Origin of the sequence: Lacticaseibacillus paracasei subsp. paracasei, from assembly GCF_000829035.1 — a bacterium.
Classification (GTDB): Bacteria; Bacillota; Bacilli; order Lactobacillales; family Lactobacillaceae; genus Lacticaseibacillus; species Lacticaseibacillus paracasei.
The window spans coordinates 369,925-394,280 of the sequence record NZ_AP012541.1 but is presented as its reverse complement, the minus strand read 5'-3'; the positions used below and the strand labels follow the sequence as shown (position 1 = coordinate 394,280).

The window sequence follows — 24,356 nt, the reverse complement described above, 5'->3', positions numbered from 1 at the left end:
ATGACCTTATCCGCAATGACCAAAGGACGGTCATTTCAGGCCTAATCATTCAAAAGTATCTCCAAAAGTGCATCGCTCAGTGTTGCTGGTGCGAGACTGGCAACAGTTAATGCTGCTCTACTTGCTGGCATATCGTTAACGCTTTGCCACAACTGCTTTTTCAGATCAAACGCAACTTTAGCATGTTGCAGAATTGCAAAGATATGCTGCAGTTTAATTGCCTGTTGATCTTCGGCTTCTAAATCAAGTGTCAGTCGCTGATCAAATCGTCCCGAGAATGGTTTCATTGTGGTTTTAACGCCCACAATTTGTAATTGATAGGTCCGCTTCTCGGGTATGATGTGATTAGGATCAGTAACGGTCATCCCAAATGTACCGGCCACGGGATCCCAAGAAAATTTGGTTTGCGCTTTCCCAGCCGCTGTCTGTTCATGTAATACATAGGCATGTTGCTTGCCAGGGAAAAGCGTAACGGTCATAGCTTCGGGCAGATCATCAATGGCCGCCATAGCGTCATCAGCTAATGGCACGATGCCGCCTGAGCGCACAAGAACCGGATACTGAAACTTGTTGCGATAGAACTTAACAACTGCCGGACCAGTATATTGCTGATGGGTAAATAAATCGGTCCAGGTACCGGCTGGCACATAACCTTCTGCACTGGCTAAGCCCGTTGTGTCATCACTAGGCGCTGTGATCGGTACGACCAGCATTTCTGACCCGAAGAAGTACTCATTTTTGAACTGATAAGCTTCTTTTACTTCTGGATATCGATAATAAACAGGTTCAATCAATGGCATGCCTTGCTGATGTGTCAACACATCCGCCGTCGCCAGATAAGGGACAAGCTGAGCGCGCAATCGCACGAAACGTGTCATGCTCTTATCCGTTTCCAGATCATATTGCCATGGTTCCTTGCCCATAAACGGATTGTCCGAACTGTGCAACCGCATAATCGGACTGAAAACACCGAACTGCAGCCAGCGTAGTGACAATTCAGGATCATAGCTGCCGTGCATATGCCCGCCAATATCATGACTCCACCAAGTGTAGCCAATATTCGTGGCCGTTGCTGTGAAGTACGGTTGGAAAGTTAATGATCGCCAACTGGCAACGGAATCACCAGAAAACCCAATCGGATACCGGTGACTGCCAGGTCCAGCATAGCGTGACAAGATCAGCGCTTGATCCTTCTTTTCTTTCACCTGATCCAGAAAATGCAGCACGTTAAGCGACCATAATGGATCAATCTGCGCACGTGATCGTGCAGCGCCCTGCTGCCAATCAAGCCACCAGAAATCAATCCCCTGTTTTTCAAGCGGATGATGAACCAAGTTAAAGTAGGCTTGAACAAATTTTCGATTGTTTAAATCAAACAACACTGGCTGCTTAGAGGCTGGATCAATGCCGACAGCCTTAGCAACTTCTGGATATTGCACTTCAGAAGGGCGGATACCAGCAGCTGGGTGCACATTGAGCGTGACATGTTTGCCTTGTGCGTGTAAGGTTGCCAATAATTTTTCTGGTTCCGGGAACAGCTTTTTATTCCAAGTATATCCAGTCCAACCGCTGCCATACGTTGTCGGAATATCTGTGACATGCCAGTTCATATCCAAGACAGCGACCGCTATTGGAATACCGGCTTTTTGGAAACGATCCATGAGCGCAAGGTAACTTTCTTGCGTATAAGGATAGAAGCGACTCCACCAATTACCTAACGCAAACCGTGGTACCATCGGCGGAAATCCAGTGAGCTGATAATAATCATACAAAGCCTTGCGATAGTCGTGACCGTATGCAAAGCCATAAAGATCAATTTCCTCAACAGGCCGATTCCTGATCGATGTGCCGGCTTGCAGCATACTGTTTGAGTCATCCAAAATAGTAAAACCGTCTTTGGACATAATCCCTGAATCCAGCGATACAGCACCATCTGCGCCATCTAACGTTCGGGCCGTTCCAAGCAAGTTCTTGACATCGGGATCACCGTAATGCCAACGCGGATAGTGCGTCTGAAAATTGTATTTTGTATCAATGAACAAGTTGGCCCCGTTGAATTCACCACCGCGATAATAGAGGTGAAATGAATCTGTCTCGATTTGGACAGCAAAACCTTCTTGATCACGGGTCACCTGAAAATCCGGCTTGCCAAAATCGCGATTAACCACTGTTTGCGTCGTTGCATCTTCAAACTGACCGGCAGATTGATATTCCATGCGGATCATCTTATTTGTAATGACGGTAAACCGATAATGATCCCCGCTGACTTGATTTTTCTGATTCAAAATATCAACCTCTCAATCTTTCATCATGATTACTTTGTTGGTTCAATCCCGAGAATACCAAAGAAGGAACCTGCGAGTGCAATGGCTAAAATCAGGACAATGACACGATTAGGCGTCCATTTTTTCGAACCGAGCAATTTGTAAACCATCCAGGCAACCAAGGCAGGCAGCAAGGCAGGCATGATTTTGTCAAGAATACCTGTCTGCATCGCTAACTTAACTTTGCCAAACTGGAATTGTAGTGGTGTGTAAACTTTAACAACCGTTGCAATCAATGTACCGACAACGGTAATCCCCATCACGGAAGCAGCTTCTGTGAAAGCACTCAATTGGTTAGCCATGGTCGTAACCAGCTTAACCCCAGAATCATAACCGATATCAAACAGCTTAATTCGAACCCAGAACAGCAAAATATCAACGAGAATCCAGATAATTGCACCTAGTGGATTGCCTTGGAGGGCCATATAACCGGCAATAGAACCCATGATCGTCGGTAACAGAATCCAGATGATCGTGTCACCAACGCCGGCAAATGGGCCCATCAGCGATGTCTTCAACGCCTGAACCGCATCTTTGGACTTAATGCCATCACGTTCTTCCATGGCCAGCGTTGCCCCTAAGATCATGCCAGCCATTGCAGTGGTCGTATTGAAGTATTTAAAATGATTGTCCAAAGCAGCGACATACTCATCATCATCGGGATAAATTTTCCGCAGAACCTTTGAAAATGCCCAAACAACGGATGGCCCCTGCTGCGTTTCGTAGTTAAAATTGTTGACGCCCATGGCCATGTAACGAAGGATGGCACTGTGTCGTTCTTTTTTAGTCAGCTTAGGTTGTGTCGCACTCGGCTGGTTGGTTGTTTGCTGTACATCACTCATCGTAATCGTCTCCTTCGTCATCATCATCTGAAGCATCAGCACCATTAGCTGTCGCCGCTTCCTTCTTCTTAGAAGCACTGATCAGGTTCTGATAGGTGTAAATTGCTAGTGCCAAACCAATGATCGCAACGCCAAGAATCGGCACTTTCAGATAAGCTGACATAACGAAACCGATCATAAGAACCCAGATATACTTCTTCAAAGGCATGTAATGCATCAGCATCCCAATACCAACAACTGGCAACATGCTACCTGCGATTGTCAAGCCATTTGTAAGCCACTTAGGAATGATCTTGAGCAAGGCACTGATGGCAGAAGGTCCAACTGTGACAATCAAGATCATGGGAATAAAGTTCTTGAGGGCGAAGAACAACGGTCCAAGCCAGTTAATCATCCGCATTTTATTAAATTCTTTGGCATGCGCATATGCTTGTGCCTTGTGAGCAATGAAGTTGTTGACGATTTTAATTAAAACATCCAGTTGAATCGTCAACAGCCCGACTGGCAGTCCAACGGCAACCGCGGCTCCCAATCCTGCGCCTGTCCGTGCTGACAAATAGATCCCAACGATGGTAGCTAAGCCGTAGTCAGGCACAGATGCGCCACCTAGGCCGGCAACCCCTAAACTCATTAATTGGAAAGTCCCGGCAATGGTCATGGCTGTCGGTAAATCACCCATAATCAATCCGGCAAAAAGTCCGACCGTCACCGGCCAGTAGTTCATAATCGTGATACCTTGATTATCAAGCGTTGCGTATGATGCCAAGAAAATGATCAGGATATCTTGCAAAATATGTGGCATGATGTTTCCTCCTCGCGCGTTCTTCAGCCAAGAACTCGCTGATTATTTAATGTCTTTGCCTGCAATGGCCTTATCAAATGGTTCGGGTGAATCAGCGGGTACATAACGAATGTTCACAGGGACGCCGCGTTTTTCGAGTTCTTTAAAATCAGCAACTTCTTGTTGATTAACGGAAACAAATTTGCTGATCTGTGTCCGTCCGTCTTCTGCAAAAATGATACCGATATCGACACGCGGAATTTCGATGCCAGCGTCCAACAATTTCAACATGGTGCTGGGCTCCTTTGCGATAACGAATACCCGTTGGGCGTCATACTTACCAGCTTTAAAATTCGTCAAAGCTTTTTCAGTGTCGATGATGGACATCCCTGTGCCGGCTGGTTTGCTCAACCGCATGCTAGCTTTCACGTCTTCATCCTGACTAACAGCATCATCAATGACCATATAGCGCTTCGGCTGCACCTCAGCAGCCCATTGATTGACAACGATGCCATGAACTAAACGTTGATCTACTCGTGCTAATACGACTGTCATATTAATTTCCTCCATATTTTTGGTATTGATACCAATTTTGCTCAAAAAAGATTAAACCGACTGACGAACAACAACAGAAAGCGGTAAAACGACTTGTCTGGCTTCAACCGTTTTTTCTTCCAAGTCATCAGCGACCATATTAGCAATACGATCACCGATCTCATGTACTGGTTGATGAATGGTTGTTAACGGCCGCGCAACCACCTGACTCAGCGGTTGATCATCAAAGCCAAGAACAGCAAGCTCTTCAGGCACCTTCAATTGCATGGTCTGCGCTTCAGCAATCATGCCAGCGGCTGCTTGATCCGAGCCGGCGATCACAGCATCAGGACGATGCTTCATGACCATGATGCGCTGAAGAACATCTTGACCATCAGCAATGGTTCCAACATCTGTAAATTGCCATTCCACCGCTGGCTCCAAGTCGAATTCACGCAATGCCCGAAGATAGCCACGATAACGATCACTATTCAAATCTTCAAGTTTGTCATTGTATCGAATAGCTTGCTGCCCGGTGCAAAATGCTAGCTTGCGATAACCACGATTCAAGAGATATTTAGTACCCGCATACATACCGCCTTCCTGATCGGCACGCACCATCAAAACCTCAGGATCGGCAACGTATTCATTACAAATACCAATCAAACCGTATTGCCGATACTGCTTAATCAAATCCCAGTCATTCTCAATTGCGCACATAATCACAGCATCAACCTCGTTCGTCTTGAGAAATTCCAAGGCATTCAGTTCGTGACTTTTCTGACCGAATGTTTGCACAATGACTGTCTTATAGGATCGCTCATCAGCAGTGCGTTCAATCGCTGCAACGAGTTCTGAAAAAAACGGGTTCGTAATGTAAGGAACCGTCACGGCAATCGTCTGCGAGCCAGAACCGCGCATTTGTCGAGCAGCTTGAAGCGGTGTGTAACCCAACTTCGCCATGGCATCGGCAACCAGGGCCGCTTTGCGCGGTGAAACATGTGGTTTGTGGTTAATGATCCGTGATACCGTTGAAACCGAAACCCCGGCTAACTTTGCCACTTCTGAAATCGTTGCCATTTTTCACCGCTCCTCCGCATCTCCTTGATTACATGAATAATATAGCGCTTTCAGATTTCTTGTCAACGCTTTTTTGGTATCGATTTCAAAAACAAGCGAAATCAATTTTGTGAATTTCTTTTTAAAAGTGTGACATGACGTTAACCAATCCTTCACAAGTCACCACTGTCTTCGATAAAAATATTTTTCCATTGTTGTTCATTGCGGTACGCTTAAGAAAACAAGAAAGGCAGGTCCATCATGCCCCACTACCAACTCACACAACAATCACGCTTCAAAAAGCACCTCAAGCAACTCCTCCAAGCTGGACGCTTTACTCAGAACGACTTTGAACAAGTCACCAACTACTTGAAAACCGGCGACCCGCTGCCGGAAAAATACGACGATCATGTCATCAAAAGTCGCAAACCTGATCGCGCTTTGTTCATTAAAGGCAGCTGGTTGCTGATCTATCGGGTAGAAGATTTGACGGTACGGTTGCTGGATGTGGGGCGTCATGGGGACATTTAACGTTATTTTGGTCTACTGTCGACCAAAGTTAAGGCGCCTTCTTTTGACAACCAACAACAATTGGCAAGACGACAATCTTTCATGTTACTATGTGCTTGGAGTAAAGCACAAAATATCATTCGATGATCACTGCGGAGTGGTCATCCGCGTTATTGAAGGTCATTCGAACGGAAGCGACTTCCTTTGTTCAGGAAGTCGTTTTTATGTCCGGCCATTACCAGCAGCGTTTATTGGCCATTTCTCACCGTTTATTTCCCACATTGTCCCCTCCCACCCCGCTGTGCTAAGCTGGCATGAGAAAGGGGTGTGACTGCCATGTACCGTTTGATTGCGGTTGATTTGGATGACACATTATTAAATTCACATAAGCAGCTGTCACCCGCTACAATTAGCGGTTTGAAGACTGCCATTGCTGCCGGTATCAAGGTTGTGCCGTGTACCGGACGACCTTTGCCCGGCGTTCATGCCACATTAGAGGCTTTGGGGCTAGAAGGCGACGATCAATATGTCATTGTTCAAGGTGGCGGCGTAGTGCAAAGTGCTAGCGGCAAAATCATTGCTGAAAAGTTTCTGAATCATCAGGATTATCAAGACTTTTCGACTTTTGCGGCTTCGGTCGCTAGCAACGGCATTGACAGCAACGTCTTGACGCCAGCCGGAGAGGTTTATACGGCAGATCGCAATATCAGTCGTTACACCGTTTTACAAGCATGGGAAAATACGGCCGGTATTAAGGTCCGCGAACCGCAAGAAATGCCAGAAGACTTCGTGATTGCAAAGGGCATGTTACTGGGCGAACCAGATAAGCTTGCCGCGATTCAACCCCAAGCCGAAACTGAATTTGGCAATCGTTTTACCGTCATTCGCAGTATGCCATTTATGCTGGAAATCATGCCTCATGGCGTCGATAAGGGCTGGGGCCTAGCGCAACTCACCCAACACCTCGGATTTTCAGCAGACGATGTCATTGCGTTTGGCGATGAACATAACAACCTCGATATGTTCGATTTCGCCGGGACAAGTGTTGCTATGGCTAACGGCCAGGACATTGTCAAAAAACGTGCTGATTTTATTACAGCAAGCAATGATGAAGATGGCGTGGTGAAGGCACTTAAGCACTTCGCGATTATCTAACTGTCAGGACGCCATGAGATTTCAATAAGCAAATGAATGGTCGCTGCAACTGAGATATTGAATCTTAGTGCAGCGGCTTTTTTCATGTTTTTGTGAACCATCAACGAGATTGCTTTTGACTGGGTAAAAATGTTCTACAAAAAAACATACGCGATGCCACCTTTTTGAACATGATAGTTGCCACGATCTCTGTTAGGCAGCGTCGTGGCCAAAGCTCATCTGCATAAAGTTAGCCGTCTCTAAAAATAAATTGTTCAATAATTAATTGTCGTCTATCATTGACTATAGATTGGAACTATTCTAATATAGAGATAGAGCCGATGACGAAAAGTCGCGGTTACTACATAATTAGGAGGAATTTTTGTGGACAAGCCAAAGATCATTGTTGTAGGGGCATCACACGGCGGTCACCAAAGCGTCTTAGAACTGTTGCATCGTTATCCCGATGCAGACATTACGATGTTTGAAGCAGGTGATTTTGTTTCGTTCATGTCCTGCGGGATGGAACTATTCTTAGAAAATCAAGTTACCGATGTGAATGATGTTCGGAATTTTCGTCCAGACGATTTGATCAAGCGCGGCGCACATGTGTTAAACAACCATGAAGTGACGGCAATCAATGCTGATGTGAAATCCGTCACCGTTCGCGACACGAAGAACGGCACGACGCAGGACTATCCTTATGACAAATTAATTCTGAGTTCAGGCGTTCGCCCGAATTCCTTACCAGTGCCAGGCAACGATTTGAAGAATGTCTTCTTGATGCGTGGCTACGATTGGGCCACCAACATCAAGGCCAAGTTAGAAGACCCGGCGGTTAAGCACGTCACCATCATCGGTGCCGGTTATATCGGGATTGAAGCGGCTGAAGCCAGTCGTAAAGCTGGTAAACAAGTAACGTTGTTGGATATGATTGATCGCCCACTGGGTACCTATCTGGATCCAGAAATGACCGACATTCTGGCCAAGGAACTCACTGATAAAGGTGTTGAGCTCAAGCTTGGTGTCAAGATCGAAGCCTTCACAGGCGATGAAGCTGTTAGCGCCGTCAAAACGGATGCCGGTGACGTTAAAACCGATCTCGTGATTCAAGCAGCGGGTATCAAGCCAGCAACGGAATGGCTCAAGGGCACCGTTAACCTTGATAAACGCGGCTTCATCAACACCGATCCTTATCTGCGGACCAATTTGCCAGACGTTTATGCTATCGGTGATGCCACTTTGGTTTACTCAATTCCAGCACAACAAAAGGTGCCGATTGCCTTGGCAACCGTTGCGCGACGTGAAGCCCGTTACCTTGCCGAAAACATTTTTGCAGAAAATCCAGCACGGCCATTCAAGGGCGTCGTTGGTTCCAGTGCGTTGAGCGTTTTCGACTACCATTTTGCAGCTAGCGGCCTGAACACCTTCACAGCTAAACGGGCTGACGTTAACGTGCATACCGCTTTCTACACCGATTCACTGCGGCCAGACTATGTGCCAGAAGCTAACGGCAATCCACAGGTTTGCGTCAACTTAGTCTTTGACCCGCAAACTCATCGACTGTTAGGCGGTGCAGTATTGTCCACTTACGACGTGACTGCACAAGGCAACGTCTTGGCACTCGCCGTTCAACAACAATTAAGCCTTGAAGACTTGGCCGAAGCCGACTTCTTCTTCCAGCCAGGTTTTGATCGTCAATGGAGCTTGCTGAACTTGGCTGCGCAACACGCTTTAGGCGAACCGCGATTCTAATTACTTTTAAAAAGACATTAGGCAAATGATGTCTTCATTTCAATCAGCCAGATAAACGATTAAGCTTCAAAAAGAGCCCTCTTGTGTCAGAATTCTGACACAAGAGGGCTCTTTAAGCATCTACCACGTTAATCATCCCGAAGCAAACGGTTGTTTTTTCACTATGCTGCGTTGGAAGTGTCACCTTCGCTTAACTGACCATCCAACAAAGTAAACGTGCGATCCGCAAACTTTTCTAAGCGAACATCATGGGTGACAACAACAATTGCCTTATCACGCTTATGTGCCAGATCAGCTAGCAGCTGTCCGACAACTGCCACACGCGGACTATCCAATGCGGCGGTTGGTTCGTCGGCCAACACGATGGCTGGATCGGGATACAAGGCTCGTGCAATTGCTACCCGTTGTGTTTGGCCGCCGGATAAGGAAGCCGGATATTGATTAACTAGGTCACCAATACCGAGATCATCCAGCAATTGATCAAGTTCCTCATGACTGAGGTTGTTTTTTGGCTTAATCTTGTCGACTAAAGTGAACTGCTCGCCAACCGTCAAATATGGGACGAGGTTGTATGACTGAAGAACAAATCCGATCTTATCCAACCGCAATGCATCACGCGCCTTGCCGGATAACTTATCAAGCTCCTGTCCAGCGGTTGTCACGACCCCTGATGTTGGGGTTTGAATGCCACCTGCAATGGTCAAAAACGTACTTTTCCCTGAACCAGACGGCCCAAGCACTAGCGAAAGACTGCCGGGTTCGGCACTGAAGCTAACATCTTTGAGGACTTCGACATCGCTGGTTGGCGTTTTAAAATTTTTAATGATGTGTTGTAATTCGATAGCTGACATACAATCAACCTCCAATGGCTGTGACAGGATCAACTTTAAGAATCGTCCGGACTGGGACAATTGCACCGAGTAAGCCGGTGAGCAAAATGCCAATAACAACTGCGATGCTTAAACCGGCGGAGAAAATCATCGGCACACCCAGAGGCATGAACCGCGCTGTAACTGCCGTCAGCACCCCACCGAGGATCAGACCGAATGACACAAGCATGAGTGCTTGCGCAATGGTCGTTTTAACGAGGGTCCGCGCCGGTACACCTTGTGCCCGTAAAACGGCGTAGTTAGGAATCTTCTGCATGGTCAAAATGTACAGGAAGACCGCGATGACAATCAGCGAAATCACAAATAGAAAACCAATCATGAACGCAAACGTGCTATTTTGGGCTGAATAACCCGGCAGCTTCTGGATAAATGTATCCGCTGTATAGGTTTTCAGATCGCTGTTGTTAACTTTAAAATCAGCCGACTTGGAAATAATGCCGCTAGCCGTAAAAGTATCCGGCAAGTTGTGCAGTTTTCGCCATGTCGCCATGGTGCCGTAGACAACCGGGGCGACACTCATTTTGGCATTTTCCGTGAAACCGACGATGGTATACTGCTGGCCGTTTGTGGTTAGCCGCACCTTGTCGCCAAGCTTGTAGCCTTCATTTTTAAATTGTGTATCCACGACAATTTGATTGTCACTTTGCACGCGATGACCGCTCACCAGCTGCATGTCCTTGCCGATGTACTGATTCCAATCAAGCCCGACCATCGTCGAACGAATTTCCGAGTGCTTGCTGCTGGTCGCAACCGCGCCGATTGTACCGACATAGGCTTGCGACTTGCCTAGCTTAATCGCTTTTGTCTGCTCCGACGTCAGCAGCGACTGGCTCAAATTGATATCCGAGTCCTTTGCCAACACCACCCGCGATGTGTCCCAGGACTCGATTGCTTGCGTATTCTGCTGGGCAAGCCCATTAGCCAACGCACTGAGAATAAATACAAGGTAAGTCACCAGCAAAATCATACCGATGATCAAGCCATAGCGTAATTTTTCATGCCAGATTTCTTTTAATGAAAGATACATTGTTTCACTCCTTAACTTGCAGCTGAGAAAGTGCTGCCTTCAAATGTGCCAAAATCAAGGTCGCGTCAGCCGGATCAGCCAGTACCTCAGAAATCGCACTGTGGCATAACGACGCGACAGCCCAGTCGGTTGCATCTGCGGGAACTTGTGGCCGGGCCACATTCACCAGCCCGCTATTTTTAGTGAAATGCAAGCGGATGAAATCCCGGTCACGACTCTCACTAGCCTCATGCAGAAAATCAGCTGTTGCCGTATATGGATCTTGCCGCATGGTCGGACCCGTGATACCCGCATGCAACCGCCCGATCACCTGTCCAAAGGCATAGCGATAGGCGTCATCTAGATCCGTGAAGTACTTATAAAAAGCACCGCGGGCAATATCAGCCTGCTTCACGATGCGCGCCACCTGCGCCTGCGCTAACGGATATTGAGAAAATTCTGTGATGAGTGCAGCTAAGACCCGTTGTTGTTTAGCTGCATCTAGATGTTGAAAAGTAGTAGATGCCATGATTGCCCCCTGTGGTGACACGGTGTCACTAATTGATAATTCGTAGTTTATACGGAAAGTGACACCGTGTCAACATGTTTTACGCAATCTTTTTGTGATTTTTTATTGAATTTGTTATTTTCATCTTTTAAAACAACTTGATATCCTAGAAAAAAAGCTGTCTGTTCGGTCTTCTTGACCAGTCAACAGCTTTCTTTGAACACGGGGATATCAATTCACCCGTAACTGATCCCCAGGGTGAATCACACTCAAAATCGTCTTGCCATTCAATGCAGCCAGCTTCTTGTCCATGTCATGTCCGTACTGGTGCGCAATCGCCCACCAGCTCTCCCCTGGCTGCACGGTATGAAACCGAATCGTTGGCACGCGCGCGACACCATCGTTGAGTGTGCCAGTGAGACGCGTTGTATAGTGGCCAAAAAAGTCGTAACTCATATCAACACCTAGCCCTTGAAAGTTATTCGTGAACTGCCATGTGCCAACATTATCAACGCCCGGTTGATTCACGCCGTAACTGGCAAGCCACAGATTTTTCGGGATCAAGGCGACCCGATCAAAGCGCCGCGTGGTCAGCCAACTAGTCATGGTATACAGATCCGTGTGGGGATAGCCAATCGCTTTGACCGTCTGAAGGAAAACATTGGTCAAGCCCGTCAACTCGCCGGTTAAACTTGGGTCCTCCACATCCGCCACCATGACCGATTCCGTGGGTATCCCCAAAGCCTTGGCCGTAGTTCCGAAAAACCGTCCTTCCGCCACGGCATCAGCACTGTTGTGATAATGCGCGTAATGATAACCATGCACCTGCATCCCCATTCGCCGACCGGCTGCCAATTGTGCCGCAGCTTTGGGATTGCGGTAGGTGGTGCCTTCTGTCAACTTAACCACCACTGCCTTTACACCAACATCCGCCAGTTGACGAAACCAACTGTCCGATTCCGGCTGCCAGCTACTCACATCTGCCATTAATATCACCATCTCGGCCTCCTACAACTTGTCCTTTGCATCCAACTTTGTCATGAATTTCTCAATACTCGTAATCAGGATATCCAACCGCCGCTCGATCCGCGTCAGTAAAAACACGGCAATCACAACGCCAACCGCCTGATCTAAGACATACGTCAATAATTCCTTATCCATCTCTTATTCCTCTTTTCGTTACGCCAAAAATGTTCAAGTGAGCATGAACCGATCCAATAGAAACCATCCTGCCATCAGCCGACAATCTGCCGATACTTGGCCTGCAACTGCTTACGTATCTTCAAAACTCGTTGCCGACTAATCTGTAATCGACCTGCGATGCCAGCATCAGACAAGTCAGCCAATCGCAAGCCCAAAACTGTTCGCTCCATAGGCGTCAAAATAGCCGCGAGTCGTTGCAGCTGACCATCCCATTCCAGCGATGTCTGCACATTCAAAACAGTGCTGGCAAAAGTCGTTTTCTGCAATAAAGTGATATTGCTTGGCAACCGCTCAATCACGCTTCGCTGCCGGTTTTTCTGCATTCGCTGCATCAACGTCAGATAAACAAAATGCCATGCCAGCTTATTAAACTTGCGAATGGCAGCCTCATCCGTCAATGGATCGCGATATCGGTTGAAGTAGTTGAGGTACACCAACATCCCATCATCACGCCAATCCTGAAAATCACTTCGATCACGCCGAATCCCCAACTGCGCCAAAGCTGCATACACCACCCCTTGATGTGCGAGATACAATGCAAATCCTGCCTCCTCCTGTGCCATCTCCTAATCCCATCCGGCGCCTAGTGTCTTTCGATATCGATGGGTTTAGTTTATGCGGGCAGCGAGTTAGTTGTCGTGATCGCAATCAAGTAACCAAAACGCTGACCAATCAAAGCGATATGTCTGCACTAGCGCAGAATCCCCAAAAGATCGCTTAACCATTAGCGCGCGACACGATAATTGCGGAGGAAAAAAACATCAAAAAACGCGATCGGCCAAAATCGTCCTATCGCGCATCCACCAGTATCGTATTGATCGTCAAGTCAGCCTGAAAACCACGAAATTTCACAGTTGTTAATTAATGTTACACAAGAGATAGATAAACATTTGAAAAAAGCGTACATTTTTTCCATTAGTAAAAATAGCTTGTCCGGCAACTTCACATCATAGGGGGATTGACCATGCAGCCTTCGCGCAAGATCGCATCCAATATTTTTAAAGGATCGCTCGGCAATATGATTGAGTGGTACGACTGGTACGTTTACGCCGCGTTTGCTGTCTACTTCAGCCCCTCGTTTTTTCCAAGTCATGATCCAACGAGTGAACTGTTGGATGCTGCGGCAGTATTCGCACTTGGATTTCTGATGCGGCCGATTGGTAGCCTTGTGATGGGCCGGTATGCTGATCGCCACGGGCGCCGGGCCGGGTTGACCTTATCCATCCTAATCATGGCCAGCGGGTCGCTGTTAATTGCCTTATTGCCAAATTATCAGACAGTTGGTATTTGGGCACCTGTTTTGTTAGTGGTCATTCGGCTGTTTCAAGGCCTGTCGCTTGGCGGTGAATACGGGACAAGCGCTACTTACCTGTCAGAAATGGCCGAGCCTTCACGCCGCGGCTTTTATTCAAGTTTTCAATACGTCACCTTAGTCAGCGGCCAATTGATCGCACTTGGGGTTCAGATTATCCTGCAGATGTACTTGACTGAAACAGAACTCAGCTCCTGAGGTTGGCGCATCCCATTTGCCATCGGTGCAGCCGGTGCTCTACTCGTTCTCTGGCTGCGACTATCGATGGACGAGTCAAACCAGTTTCAGCACATGTCCACCAGTCAACGCCAATCAGCTGGCACGATACGCGCCTTACTTAAGTATCCCAAGCAAATCCTGACCGTGGTTGGCCTGACGCTCGGCGGCACTATCTGCTTCTATACTTACACAACTTACATGCAAAAATTCATGATCAATTCGGTTGGCTTGCCCAAAGGAACCGTGGCGTTAATCAACTTCGCCGCCCTCTTCATCTTCATGTGCCTTCAACCTTTGGCGGGTTACATATCCGATCACATCGGCCGACGCCCCTTGCTCTTCTTTTTCGGGATCAGCAGCACGGTCTTGACGGTCCCACTATTTTGGCTGATGCAAACCACCAAAACCCCACTGATGGCATTCCTGCTAATGTTAGTCGGTCTCATCCTTGTCACTGGCTATACCTCCATCCTAGATTGCAATAATAAAGTTACCACCTAGAAAGAGGCTTGCTCACTGCTTGAACTGGGGTTTGCCAACGGAGACATTTTCTAGGTTTGTTATTGATAAGCGCTGTGGCTTGTTGAATATCGGTCTCTGAAACCTGATCAAACTGTGTTCCCTTCGGGAAATAGTAGCGAAGTTCTCGATTGAACCGTTCATTTGTGCCCCGTTCATTCGGGTGATAGGCGTGGCAAAAGTAAACCGGTATCCGATAGCGCTTTGTAAGCGCCTGATCGCAGGAAAACTCTTTACCGTGATCAACCGTCACTGATCGAACCGGACCCGGAAAGTCCACCATCAGTCTTGCAAATCCCTTGAGAACAGCATTTTGTGATAAGTTTTCAAGCTTAGTTGTCGCCATTAAACGTGTCACCCGATCGACAATGGTCAAAACAGCAGCCTTTGACCCGCGACCACCGCGAACTGTATCCATCTCTAAATGTCCTTTTTCGGTTCGCCGGTTAGCTGACTCACTGCGAATCTCAATTGAGGTGCCTACTGCTTGGTTATAGCGCGACCGAAGGTCTTGTCTTCTTTTATGACGTTTACCGTGATCAAAGAGTTGGCTTGGCTGAAAATCGACTTGTCTTTGATAAATCCAGTGGTAAATCGTGTGTGGCGCACAGTGAACGGCATAACCGACCATTTCAGGGGACCAACCTAGGTTTAGCTTCTCAGTTACCATCCGCTTCAACTTAGGCGTTAAAATCGAGTGCCGACCACAACGATGCCGACAAGTATCGGCATGATCCTGAGCTATAATGGCGCAGTAATCACCTTCAGGGCAACGGTGAAGCTCATGCCTAATAGAAATACGAGAGCGGCCTAAGGTCGCGGCGATGTATTGAATCGTGTGGTGTTGCATCAGTTCTATCTGAGATCGTTCAATTAAGGTTATAATGGCCATGGGACCTGTCCTTCTCTCTAGATGGTATGTTATGCAAACACCATTTTAGCAAGAACGGACAGGTCTTTTTTCACATTTTCTGGGTGGTAACTTTAATTATGCAATCTAGGCATCAATGCGATTGTGAAAGCGGAGTTATTTCCAACCGAAATTCGTGCACTCGGTGTTGGTTTTCCGTACGGCCTGACCGTGGCCTTGTTTGGCGGAACAACTGAGTACATCGCACTATGGTTCAAGCAAGCACATCACGAAAGTTACTTCTTCATTTATGTTTCGCTATGTGCGCTTATTAGTCTGATTGTTTATTGGCGAATGACTGAGACGATGCATGCTGAGTGGGATTAACCGCCAAAAAAGGACGACTTTTTCAATGATAATAAGATCTTCCGCAATCAAAAATAAATATTGCTCATACTAATCCATTGACTTTCTAATCGACACACCATATACTCATTGTCAACTAATCAAAACATCATATTGACTTATGCGTTGAAGAGAAGAGTAAGCGTGAATCCGTTTAAAGAGACTACCCGGTGGTGTGAGGGTGGAACGGTGAAGCACTGAAGATGAGCTCTGAGCATCGGCAACCGTGAAAGCGGGCGCCGCGTCAGGACTCGATACCGTCCCAGACATCGTTTTGACGGTGTTGTTGAGTTGGCGGGAGCAATCCCAGCCAAGAATTAGGGTGGTACCACGAAGGTCTTCGTCCCTGTATTAAACATACAGGGGCGAAGATCTTTTTTTGATTAAACAGGCAAAGGAGTTGGTAGCGGTGGGGTTTGCAACATTGTTCGAAGTTTTGCAGCATTTAGCACCATACTTAGGCATCACATTTTGGATCATTGGCGCATCAGCACTTTTCGTACTTGTATTCGGCTCATTAATCTCGTTGGTCCATTTCAGCCATTCGCGCGTTCTGGAATTGCTTTATAACGGGTTCGTCAGTCTCATGCGGGCAACACCAGTTTTATTGCTATTAATGCTGGTATTCTACGGCATGCCTCTTCTATTCCAGTTAGTCGGCATTGACATTTCGTGGTGGGCCAAAACCAGTTTCGCCATTCTTGCTATCGGATTGGAAAACAGTGCGTACTTCTCTGAAAACCTGCGTAGTGCTTATGCCTCGATTCCACAGTCACAATATGATGCCTGTACATCGTTGCATTTCAGTCGCATCGCAGCCATTCGCAGAATTTTAGGTCCGCAGGTTTTTGCGGCCGCACTGCCAAATATCGGGAATACGCTTATCACAATTGTCAAAAACTCAGCCTACGTCTATGTCATCGGCATCACCGACCTATATGAGCAAGCCCAAATTATCGCCCAAGCATCATTTGGCAAACAGCAAGTGGTCGTTTTCATTGTCTTGTCACTCATCTACTGGGCAATATGTGCAGCTATCCAAGCATTTTTCACCCAACTTGAACGCCGCCGGTCTTGGTCAGGAGGTGCAAAATGACGATTTTCTGGCAAGATTGGCAACAAATCATCCCAAGTGTTTGGACAAGCATTTACATCGCACTGTTGGCAATTCTTTTTGGGATCCCGATTGGTTGCCTCATCGCTTGGATCCGTGTCAAACGTCCGCCAATCCTCAATCAATTAGTCGGCATCTATCTCTCGTTTGCTCGCAGTGTGCCGATGATCGTTGTCCTTTATATTCTGTACTTTGCGTTGCCGAACCTCACGACTGTGCTAAATGGCGGTAAGGGACTGCATATTCCCGCCACTGTGGTTGCTGTCGCTGCTCTCGCACTATTCTCCAGCGCCTACTTTGGTGAAACTTTCCGCGCGGCCTATCAAGCACTCGACCCGGCGCAACTGGAAGCAGCACTCGCCTCAGGACTGAGTAAGCGCACGGCGATGAAACGCATTGTCCTACCACAAGCGGCCGCGCTTGCCCTGCCAAATGTTTTCAATAGTGTCATGGACATTGTCAAAGGTACGGCCATTATTTACAACATCGGCCTGCTGGAGATCACTGGCACTAGCATCCTTGTTGGCTCCAAAACGTACCAATTCATTCCAGCCTACCTAGCAGCTTGGACAATTTACCTAGTTCTTTATTGGCTCGTCAGCGCTATCTTTCATCTCATCAAGCGTCAAGTCACATACTTACACTAAAAGGAGTTCTTATCATGAAAAAATCTCGTCTTGCACTCATTGCTGGCACCGCCGTTCTCGCATTGTTTCTCGCCTCCTGTGGCAAATCCGGCACCGCCAGTTCGACCAGCAGTTCAAAAGTTAAGACAGTTCAAATCGTTGGCCCGTCAGCATCTCAACCCTACCAAATTTATAAGAGTAAAGATAAAATGTCAGGCTATAATGGCGATATTCTTGCCGCTATTCAAAAAGACCTCAAAAACAAATATAAGTTCCAGTATCAAGTCACTGAAGCAAACTCCGTCTTTGTGGGCTTACAATCTGGTAAATACGATCTGGCAGTGGGCAATTACTACTACTCGACTGAACGTGCTAAAACCTACGACTACTCACGCAACCCTACCCTACTGAGTGACTTGCGCTTGGTTGTACGAAAAGATGATAACAAAATCACTGACCTTGCATCGCTGGCGAAAACAAATGGTAAGTTGGAACCGATTGATGTGGCTGATCCGCGGTATGGTATCGTTGAAAACTGGAATAAGCAGCATCCCGAACAGAAAGTAACACTCAAATCATCCGGTTTCGTTGATACAGCTAACCAGTTCAAAGATATTGTGAACAAACAATATGATGCCATTCTTTACCCACGGACAAATTTTGATACTGCACAGAAGAAGCTCAACGAACCACTCAAGCTTTCTAAGTCAATCGCAGTCTTCCCAGTGGTCTATTACTATCACAAGAGTTCAACCAGCACACAACTACGTAAGGATATTGACAAAGAACTCCTCAAACTGCGGAAAAATGGCACCTTGGCCAAATTGTCCCAAAAGTGGCTTGGTAGTGATCCCTTTACTGCAAAAAATGATCGTGTGACTGACGTGACCAAGTCTTACGCTCAAGAAAAGTAGGTGATTTTGATGGGCTTGTTAGAAGTTAAAAATCTCACCAAAACATTCAAAGGGAAGACAATTCTCGCCAACCTTAATCTGACCGTTAATGCCGGTGAAACCTTAGTCATTATAGGCAAAAGTGGCGCGGGCAAAACAACCCTTCTACGATGCCTGAACCTGCTAGAACGGCCGACCAGCGGCAATCTCACACTGGGAGGCAACACTTACGATTACAGTCGGCTCACAGCAGGCGATATCCGGACAATCCGTGATCAACTCGCTATGGTTTTTCAAAACTACGCCTTATTCAACAACAAAACCGCTTTGGAAAATATCACCGAGCCTTTAATCTACGGCCAGCATCAAACAAAAGCCGAAGCGCAAAAGACCGCTCAAACCTTGCTTGAGCAATTAGAACTAACTGACAAAGCAAACTTATATCCTGCAGAATTATCTGGTGGTCAACAGCAACGCATTGGCATTGCCCGAGCAGAGGCCTTACGACCATCAATCATTCTTTTCGATGAACCCACTAGTTCACTAGATCCGGCCTTGGTCGGTACGATCAGTCGTGACATTCTTTCGTTGCGCGAAAAAGGCCAGACGATGATTGTTGTAACGCATCAACTGGATTTTGCCCAACGGATCGCAACGCAATGCGCTTTTCTAAATGAAGGCCATCTGGTCGAAGTCGCGCCTGCCGACCAATTCTTTACACACCCAGCCCAACCGGAAACAGTTGCGTTCCTGAATGCTGCAAAGGAGGCGGAGGCATGAAAGCAACGATTATTGGTGCCGGCAATACCGGTTTTGCTTGTGCAGCAGATCTTGCTCGCCATCATATCACGACAACGGTTTACTCACGCGATCCTGCCAAAGCCGCCAAGCTAACTGAAAACCCCTTCGCCATCACAGGCCGCTTCACAACTACCCAGCCTTTAAACGTCAGCTCTGACCTAGCCGCCAGCATTCAATCAGCCGACGTCATCATCGTTGCCACTTGGGCCAACGTACACACCACCGTTATTGATGCCTTGCGACCGCTCATTCATCGAGGTCAAGCCATTATTTTTCTCAATGGTAATTGGGGTCTGCTTCAAGCTGTTGCGGCCTTCAAACCAGCATGGCTCGCCGAAAAAAGGGGCAGTATTTTGGAAACATCAGGCATGCCTTACGTTGCTCAATGGCAGGACCATTCATTGCACATCAGCGAAATCAAGGCTAAAGTAACGGTTTCGACTTATGGCGCCAAAGAAGCCAGCATCAAAGGCATTAATTTGCTCAAGCAGTTATATGCGCAAGTGATCGAGTCGCCTAACATTCTGCAGGCAAGTCTAAGTGCGCTTAACCCAATCATTCACGTACCCGTCTCCCTCTTCAATCTTTCTCGCATCGAACACGCCGCGTCTTTTCACATCCTCACAGACGGTTTAAGTTCCGCCGCAAGAGCTTACATCATGCACATTGACGACGAACGCAAACACCTAGCAAGTGCCTTGCACATACCATACAGCAGCATTGTGCATCAACTTGCCACACAATGGGGAACAGACTTTGACACGCTACGAGAGGTGTTTCATGGACTACCTACCTACCGCGACCTGCCCGCTCCAGACAGCTTGCAATCACGGTTCATCGTCGAGGATTTACCATTTGGCATCGATCCACTGGTTAAGTTAGGTGAAGTCCTCGATGTTTCACTGCCTTACAGCGAGAAACTAGCAGCGTTTGCACATGCTGTTTTTGATCAGGTGCCGGAACCGGATCTCGGGTTTATTAATGCTGAGACAATTGCTGCAGTTCAGGGAACTGGGTCAGCATAAATAAAGTTTCAAGTTTCACAAAAAAGTTTTCGGCTAATTCGTTGTTGTTTGATGTATTGTTGCTGTGCATATCCTTAGTCTTTACAAACAGTATTAAGTATATGTTCGAAATTCAATCCTAATATCTTGGGATCAAATCCAGACACCATATAAAAATGCCTCCAACAGAGAATCCTCTATTGCAGGCATTTTTAAGTTGTCGGTCTTCATTAACAAGTTGTGAATCAAAGAAATCCTATTTGGCATTGCCAACATTGGCAGGCAACTTCGCCTTCGCTTCCCAATACGCCTTCAGCAACTTCTCAAACATTGCACTATTCGGTTGAATCTTCGTATATTGAGCAATGGCCTTTTCAATTCCATGCGTTTGGATAAACTGCTGCATTTTGACCGCTTGCTTATCATCAGGATTATGGAAAAGCAAGGCACACGCAGCACCGCGTAATAAATATTGATTATCTAAGCCAAAAGACTCGCATTCATTCGCAGGACCAATGATCCGGTCATTGGGAGAAAGCTTGCGGATCGGTTCTCGGCCAACACGCGTCACCGGATCAGATAAGCCAGGTGTCGTCATCCGCTTAACGAACATCGTCTCAATATAATCTTGCAGTGACTGTTTCGAAAAATGATACTTCGCCTCAAGGGCTGCTGCCGATTCTGCCATAGCCGCCTTCACTTGGTGCAATAGTCTCTCGTTGTGTAAGACTTCTTGAACCGTGTGATAGCCGTGAACTTGACCCAGATAAGCACTGATCGCATGACCACAGTTAATGATATAAATCTTACGTTGCAGGTACATTCCCAAATTATCAACGTATTCTGCGCCTTTAATTGGTTCGCTATTAGGATCTAACAGCTTTTCTCTTTCGATCGCCAGTTCATACGCGTCACCCACTTCAATACCATCTTGCCCCTGATGATGACCATCAAATACAACGCGATCAACAGCCGTATTTGGATAAACCGCTGCTTGTTCAAGCTGCTCACTGGTCATCTCGCCTGAATCAAGCATCGCCTTTTTTAGAATATCTGTGCCCATAATGGCATTCTCACAAGCCATAACCGTCATTTTAGGCAGATGTTTTTCTAACCGCGCCTTCAAACCCTTCGCGATAAGTGGCGCAACTTTTGGTAAGTTACTTGCCATGACGGATGTGGTCACTATGTCAGCATGTGTTATCGCCTCAACGACACCAGTAGGATCTTGAATGGAAGAAACAGCATCCACATTGTCGATTATCCGTTCTTGATAATCGTGATCAATTAGAAAAAGTCGATACTGTTTCTCTTTCCTCAACTGTGCCACTGTCTTCTCAACAACATCTGCAAAGACAATGTGATAGCCGCTTTGATGAAGCAAATCTCCAATGAACCCTAACCCTATTTTTCCTGCGCCAAAATGGACTGCGGTTGCCATAATCTCCATCCTCTCAAAAGATAACTTGTTAGTGCTCACTAAGTTTCAAAATGCTGAGGACCGTTTGCTTGTCCTTGGCCTCTCGAAGTTTTTGGATATTGTTATCCTCCGTCAATGCCTGCGCGATTTGACCAAGGAGCTGAACATGTTCCTCTCCCTTGCCGGCGACGCCAACTAGAAGGTATGCCGTGTTGCCATCGAAGTCAACACCATCTGGAACCTGCACAAAACAGATTCCTGAATGCAAAATGGAATCCGACTGGGTTAACCCATGTGGCATAGCAACTCCATCGCCAAGATAAACTGATAAATCTTCCTCACGAGCAAACATCTCCTGCTTGTAAAACGGCTTCACATAGCCACCTTCGATCAGGATATCAGCACACGCTGAAATGGCCGCATTCTTATCTTGGAAACTTGCCCCTAAAACAATGTTTTCAACTGGAAACAGTGGTTTTTCAAGCACTTGCTCGGCAACTTGTAGCGTTATTGCCGTTTCTTCGGCTGCTTGTTTTTGCGTTACATGATCGTCAGTGTCACCCACCATCGTTCTTATCTGATCAATGATGCGCTGATATTCTGTTCGATCCATAAAATTTTTAACCGTTAAAATTGGCAGACTGCCTTTACTCATCATTTCTGCCCGCGGCTCTATACTTTCATTAGTAACAATCAGATCTGCTCTACTGGTTTCATCGCCAATATCTGCAACCGCCATATGGTCCACTTCTGGTGACAGGCCGACCTTCTTGAGTTCGGCACTTAATATTGAAGCCCCCATTGCTGATGAACCCATACCAGCATCACAAGCAAAAATAATCCGATTTAGGTGGCGCAACTGATTCTTGGGTGCTACCGCAATGCCATCATCTTTTTCAGCTGTTTGAAGTTCCTCAGAAACAGCTGGCGCGGCAGGGCCTGCAGTAGCTACAGCAGCCGTGTCAAAGCTTGAAAGCATCTTACTAGCATTTGGCTGCCGAACAAACTTGAGGATTAGTCCCGTCACTGCAAACGAAACCGCCAATGCGCCAAAGTAAGCAATGGAATTAACTAGAAGGCTGCTCTTAGGCGTCATCATGTAAAAGGCGAATACCGATCCCGGAGATGGTGGCCCAACTGTGCCACCACCAAAGAGTGAAAGGACGGTTAGTGAAAAGATATTACCAGCCATCGGGCCAAGAATAGTCAGCGGCATCATTAGGCAATAAGGAAAAACAACTTCAGCAATACCACCAAAGAACATGATAACCGCTGCCCCAGGAGCCGTTTTCTTCGCAATACCTGTCCCAAACTTTGCAAATGCTAAGGCTGTCCCAACCCAAATTGCGCCATTAGCTTCAACTAGGAACAAGATTGACTTACCCGCTTCGGCTGCTTGTTGCAGTCCAAGTGGCACCATGATGCCATGATTAATCGCATTATTTAAGAATAAAATCTGCGCTGGCTGCACAAACAAACTGGTTAAAGGAATCAAATCACGTTTGGTCATGAAATTAACGCCAGCAGACAAGAAGTTCTGAATACCCGTAATAATAGGGGCAATTGCCAAGAAACCTAAAATGACCAGAATAAAGCCAAGAATACCTAGCGAGAAGTTATCCACCAACATTTCCATGCCAGGTTTAACTTTGCCTTTAACCAGCTTATCAAACTTTTTCAATAAGATTGCACCGATTGGACCCATAATCATGCCGCCAACCAGCATCGTGACACTCGAGCCAACAATGACGCCAAGGGTTGCAAAAGCTCCAATGACCCCGCCTCGACGTCCATAAATGTTGGCCCCCGCCGTGTAACCAATCAGTGCAGGAAGCAAGTAAGTCAGAATGGGGCCGACCAATTCATTCAACTGCTTATTCGGCGTCCAACCTGTTGGAATAAATAGTGCAGTTAATAATCCCCAGCCAATGAAAACACCAATATTTGGCATAACCATTGCGCTAAGTGTTGCCCCAAATTTCTGGACTTTCGCTTGCGCTACCTTTAGGTCCATAATGATCCCTCTTTCTTAACGCTCCGTTTGCGCTTTTATCATCATGATGATGGTGGCCTATTCCAAATTAGCATGACGAGGAAACATCGTGTCAGTCGTCTCGCCGGTCAATTTCATTAATTCCAAAATAATGGCGTCATAAGTTAACCAACTGAGCTGTTCAAACAAGGTCCCCATTGGTTGCACCGAATGAGCAGTGTCGGCTGCCCCTGTTTCGTTTTTAGGCGTTTCGCCAGGAATCGCAATGATCGCATCGGCCAGACTGCCGATTTCGGCTGTTGGATAAATCGTCACCGTTGCCAATTTAGCGCCCACCGCTTTTGCCTTCTTAGCATCAACCACCAGGCTACCCGTCGATCCGGAACCAGAGCCGATCACAAGTAGGTCGCCTTCCCCAATTGATGGGGTCGTGGTTTCCCCGACAAAATAGGCGTGCAATCCCAAATGCATGAGTCGCATAGCAAAACCGCGACCTGCAAAACCAGAGCGACCTGCACCGCCGACAAAAATCCGATTTGCTTGAAAAGCCATCTTGGCAACAGTTTCGACTTGGGTGTCATCAATCATTGGCGCATATTGATCCAGTTCGCTGATAATTGTCTTCAAACTTTTTGCTTCCATGATCATTTCTCC

The 24,356-nt window shown here is 46.9% G+C and carries 23 protein-coding genes and 2 pseudogenes; 10 read left to right on the top strand and 15 right to left on the bottom strand.

The annotated features are described in order from the left end of the window. Positions 1-41: 41 nt before the first annotated feature. From LBPC_RS01915 to LBPC_RS01895, 5 genes are read right to left on the bottom strand one after another with little or no spacing between them, the layout of a single operon-like run. Positions 42-2,285, bottom strand: coding sequence for a glycoside hydrolase family 31 protein (locus LBPC_RS01915; RefSeq protein WP_016383539.1), 2,244 nt, complete (start codon positions 2,283-2,285; stop codon positions 42-44). 29 nt (positions 2,286-2,314) lie between these two features. After that, a complete protein-coding gene (locus LBPC_RS01910; protein WP_016383538.1) occupies positions 2,315-3,166 on the bottom strand; it encodes a PTS system mannose/fructose/sorbose family transporter subunit IID in 852 nt (283 codons plus the stop codon). Further along, positions 3,159-3,968, bottom strand: coding sequence for a PTS mannose/fructose/sorbose/N-acetylgalactosamine transporter subunit IIC (locus tag LBPC_RS01905; protein WP_003563386.1), 810 nt, complete (start codon positions 3,966-3,968; stop codon positions 3,159-3,161). The genes LBPC_RS01910 and LBPC_RS01905 overlap by 8 nt, the downstream gene beginning before the upstream one ends. A gap of 42 nt (positions 3,969-4,010) precedes the next feature. Beyond that, positions 4,011-4,502, bottom strand: coding sequence for a PTS sugar transporter subunit IIB (locus LBPC_RS01900; protein ID WP_003563385.1), 492 nt, complete (start codon positions 4,500-4,502; stop codon positions 4,011-4,013). Between the two features lie 51 nt (positions 4,503-4,553). Continuing rightward, positions 4,554-5,561, bottom strand: a complete 1,008-nt coding sequence (locus LBPC_RS01895) for a LacI family DNA-binding transcriptional regulator (protein ID WP_003661556.1) — start codon at positions 5,559-5,561, stop codon at positions 4,554-4,556. A 240-nt stretch (positions 5,562-5,801) separates the two neighbouring features. Here LBPC_RS01895 and LBPC_RS01890 point away from each other — a divergent pair, with 240 nt between their 5' ends. From LBPC_RS01890 to LBPC_RS01880, 3 genes are all read left to right on the top strand, one after another. Next, positions 5,802-6,071: a type II toxin-antitoxin system RelE/ParE family toxin gene (locus LBPC_RS01890; protein WP_003563382.1), complete on the top strand. Its 270-nt coding sequence runs from the start codon at positions 5,802-5,804 to the stop codon at positions 6,069-6,071. Positions 6,072-6,386: 315 nt separating this feature from the next. Then, positions 6,387-7,205: a Cof-type HAD-IIB family hydrolase gene (locus LBPC_RS01885; RefSeq protein WP_016376163.1), complete on the top strand. Its 819-nt coding sequence runs from the start codon at positions 6,387-6,389 to the stop codon at positions 7,203-7,205. 363 nt (positions 7,206-7,568) lie between these two features. Then, positions 7,569-8,939, top strand: a complete 1,371-nt coding sequence (locus LBPC_RS01880) for an FAD-dependent oxidoreductase (RefSeq protein ID WP_003573580.1) — start codon at positions 7,569-7,571, stop codon at positions 8,937-8,939. A 161-nt stretch (positions 8,940-9,100) separates the two neighbouring features. Here LBPC_RS01880 and LBPC_RS01875 read toward each other — a convergent pair whose 3' ends face one another. From LBPC_RS01875 to LBPC_RS01850, 6 genes are all read right to left on the bottom strand, one after another. Then, complete coding sequence (locus LBPC_RS01875) at positions 9,101-9,790, bottom strand: ABC transporter ATP-binding protein (protein ID WP_003563376.1); 690 nt, start codon at positions 9,788-9,790, stop codon at positions 9,101-9,103. Positions 9,791-9,794: 4 nt separating this feature from the next. Then, positions 9,795-10,856, bottom strand: coding sequence for an ABC transporter permease (locus LBPC_RS01870; protein WP_003661554.1), 1,062 nt, complete (start codon positions 10,854-10,856; stop codon positions 9,795-9,797). Positions 10,857-10,860: 4 nt separating this feature from the next. Beyond that, positions 10,861-11,364 (bottom strand): TetR/AcrR family transcriptional regulator, encoded by a 504-nt coding sequence (locus tag LBPC_RS01865; protein ID WP_003583259.1) that lies wholly within the window; start codon positions 11,362-11,364, stop codon positions 10,861-10,863. Between the two features lie 210 nt (positions 11,365-11,574). Beyond that, the gene (locus LBPC_RS01860; protein WP_003661553.1) at positions 11,575-12,342 is read right to left on the bottom strand and encodes a GH25 family lysozyme; all 768 of its coding nucleotides are present in this window, start codon (positions 12,340-12,342) and stop codon (positions 11,575-11,577) included. Positions 12,343-12,351: 9 nt separating this feature from the next. Beyond that, a complete protein-coding gene (locus LBPC_RS01855) occupies positions 12,352-12,504 on the bottom strand; it encodes a YvrJ family protein (RefSeq protein ID WP_003661552.1) in 153 nt (50 codons plus the stop codon). A 74-nt stretch (positions 12,505-12,578) separates the two neighbouring features. Next, positions 12,579-13,109 carry a DNA-directed RNA polymerase subunit sigma-24 gene (locus tag LBPC_RS01850; protein WP_003573566.1) on the bottom strand — a complete coding sequence of 177 codons (531 nt, stop codon included), beginning with the start codon at positions 13,107-13,109 and terminating at the stop codon, positions 12,579-12,581. Positions 13,110-13,510: 401 nt separating this feature from the next. Here LBPC_RS01850 and LBPC_RS16305 point away from each other — a divergent pair. Next, positions 13,511-14,548, top strand: a pseudogene (locus tag LBPC_RS16305) (MFS transporter); the annotation flags it as partial. Positions 14,549-14,567: 19 nt separating this feature from the next. On the opposite strand, the gene LBPC_RS01840 reads toward LBPC_RS16305, so the two are convergent. Further along, on the bottom strand, positions 14,568-15,488 hold the full coding sequence (locus LBPC_RS01840; protein ID WP_003574021.1) for an IS30 family transposase: 921 nt from the start codon (positions 15,486-15,488) through the stop codon (positions 14,568-14,570). Positions 15,489-15,599: 111 nt separating this feature from the next. On the opposite strand from LBPC_RS01840, the pseudogene LBPC_RS01835 reads away from it, so the two are divergent. From LBPC_RS01835 to LBPC_RS01810, 6 genes and pseudogenes are all read left to right on the top strand, one after another. Continuing rightward, positions 15,600-15,833 (top strand): annotated as a pseudogene (locus tag LBPC_RS01835) (MFS transporter); the annotation flags it as partial. Between the two features lie 427 nt (positions 15,834-16,260). Continuing rightward, complete coding sequence (locus LBPC_RS01830; RefSeq protein WP_003604355.1) at positions 16,261-16,947, top strand: amino acid ABC transporter permease; 687 nt, start codon at positions 16,261-16,263, stop codon at positions 16,945-16,947. Beyond that, on the top strand, positions 16,944-17,612 hold the full coding sequence (locus LBPC_RS01825) for an amino acid ABC transporter permease (RefSeq protein WP_003563355.1): 669 nt from the start codon (positions 16,944-16,946) through the stop codon (positions 17,610-17,612). The genes LBPC_RS01830 and LBPC_RS01825 overlap by 4 nt, the downstream gene beginning before the upstream one ends. A 14-nt stretch (positions 17,613-17,626) precedes the next feature. After that, the gene (locus tag LBPC_RS01820; RefSeq protein WP_003661546.1) at positions 17,627-18,505 is read left to right on the top strand and encodes a transporter substrate-binding domain-containing protein; all 879 of its coding nucleotides are present in this window, start codon (positions 17,627-17,629) and stop codon (positions 18,503-18,505) included. Positions 18,506-18,514: 9 nt separating this feature from the next. Then, positions 18,515-19,264 (top strand): amino acid ABC transporter ATP-binding protein, encoded by a 750-nt coding sequence (locus LBPC_RS01815; RefSeq protein WP_016377399.1) that lies wholly within the window; start codon positions 18,515-18,517, stop codon positions 19,262-19,264. After that, positions 19,261-20,310: an NAD/NADP octopine/nopaline dehydrogenase family protein gene (locus tag LBPC_RS01810; RefSeq protein ID WP_003661544.1), complete on the top strand. Its 1,050-nt coding sequence runs from the start codon at positions 19,261-19,263 to the stop codon at positions 20,308-20,310. Before LBPC_RS01815 ends, LBPC_RS01810 begins: the two co-directional genes overlap by 4 nt. A 235-nt stretch (positions 20,311-20,545) precedes the next feature. On the opposite strand, the gene LBPC_RS01805 is transcribed toward LBPC_RS01810, so the two are convergent. From LBPC_RS01805 to hxlB, 3 genes are read right to left on the bottom strand one after another with little or no spacing between them, the layout of a single operon-like run. Continuing rightward, a complete protein-coding gene (locus LBPC_RS01805; RefSeq protein WP_032781056.1) occupies positions 20,546-21,730 on the bottom strand; it encodes a mannitol-1-phosphate 5-dehydrogenase in 1,185 nt (394 codons plus the stop codon). Positions 21,731-21,758: 28 nt separating this feature from the next. Next, positions 21,759-23,723: a PTS mannitol transporter subunit IICBA gene (locus LBPC_RS01800; protein WP_003661542.1), complete on the bottom strand. Its 1,965-nt coding sequence runs from the start codon at positions 23,721-23,723 to the stop codon at positions 21,759-21,761. A gap of 57 nt (positions 23,724-23,780) precedes the next feature. After that, positions 23,781-24,344, bottom strand: coding sequence for a 6-phospho-3-hexuloisomerase (hxlB, locus tag LBPC_RS01795; protein ID WP_003583219.1), 564 nt, complete (start codon positions 24,342-24,344; stop codon positions 23,781-23,783). Between the last annotated feature and the right edge of the window lie 12 nt (positions 24,345-24,356).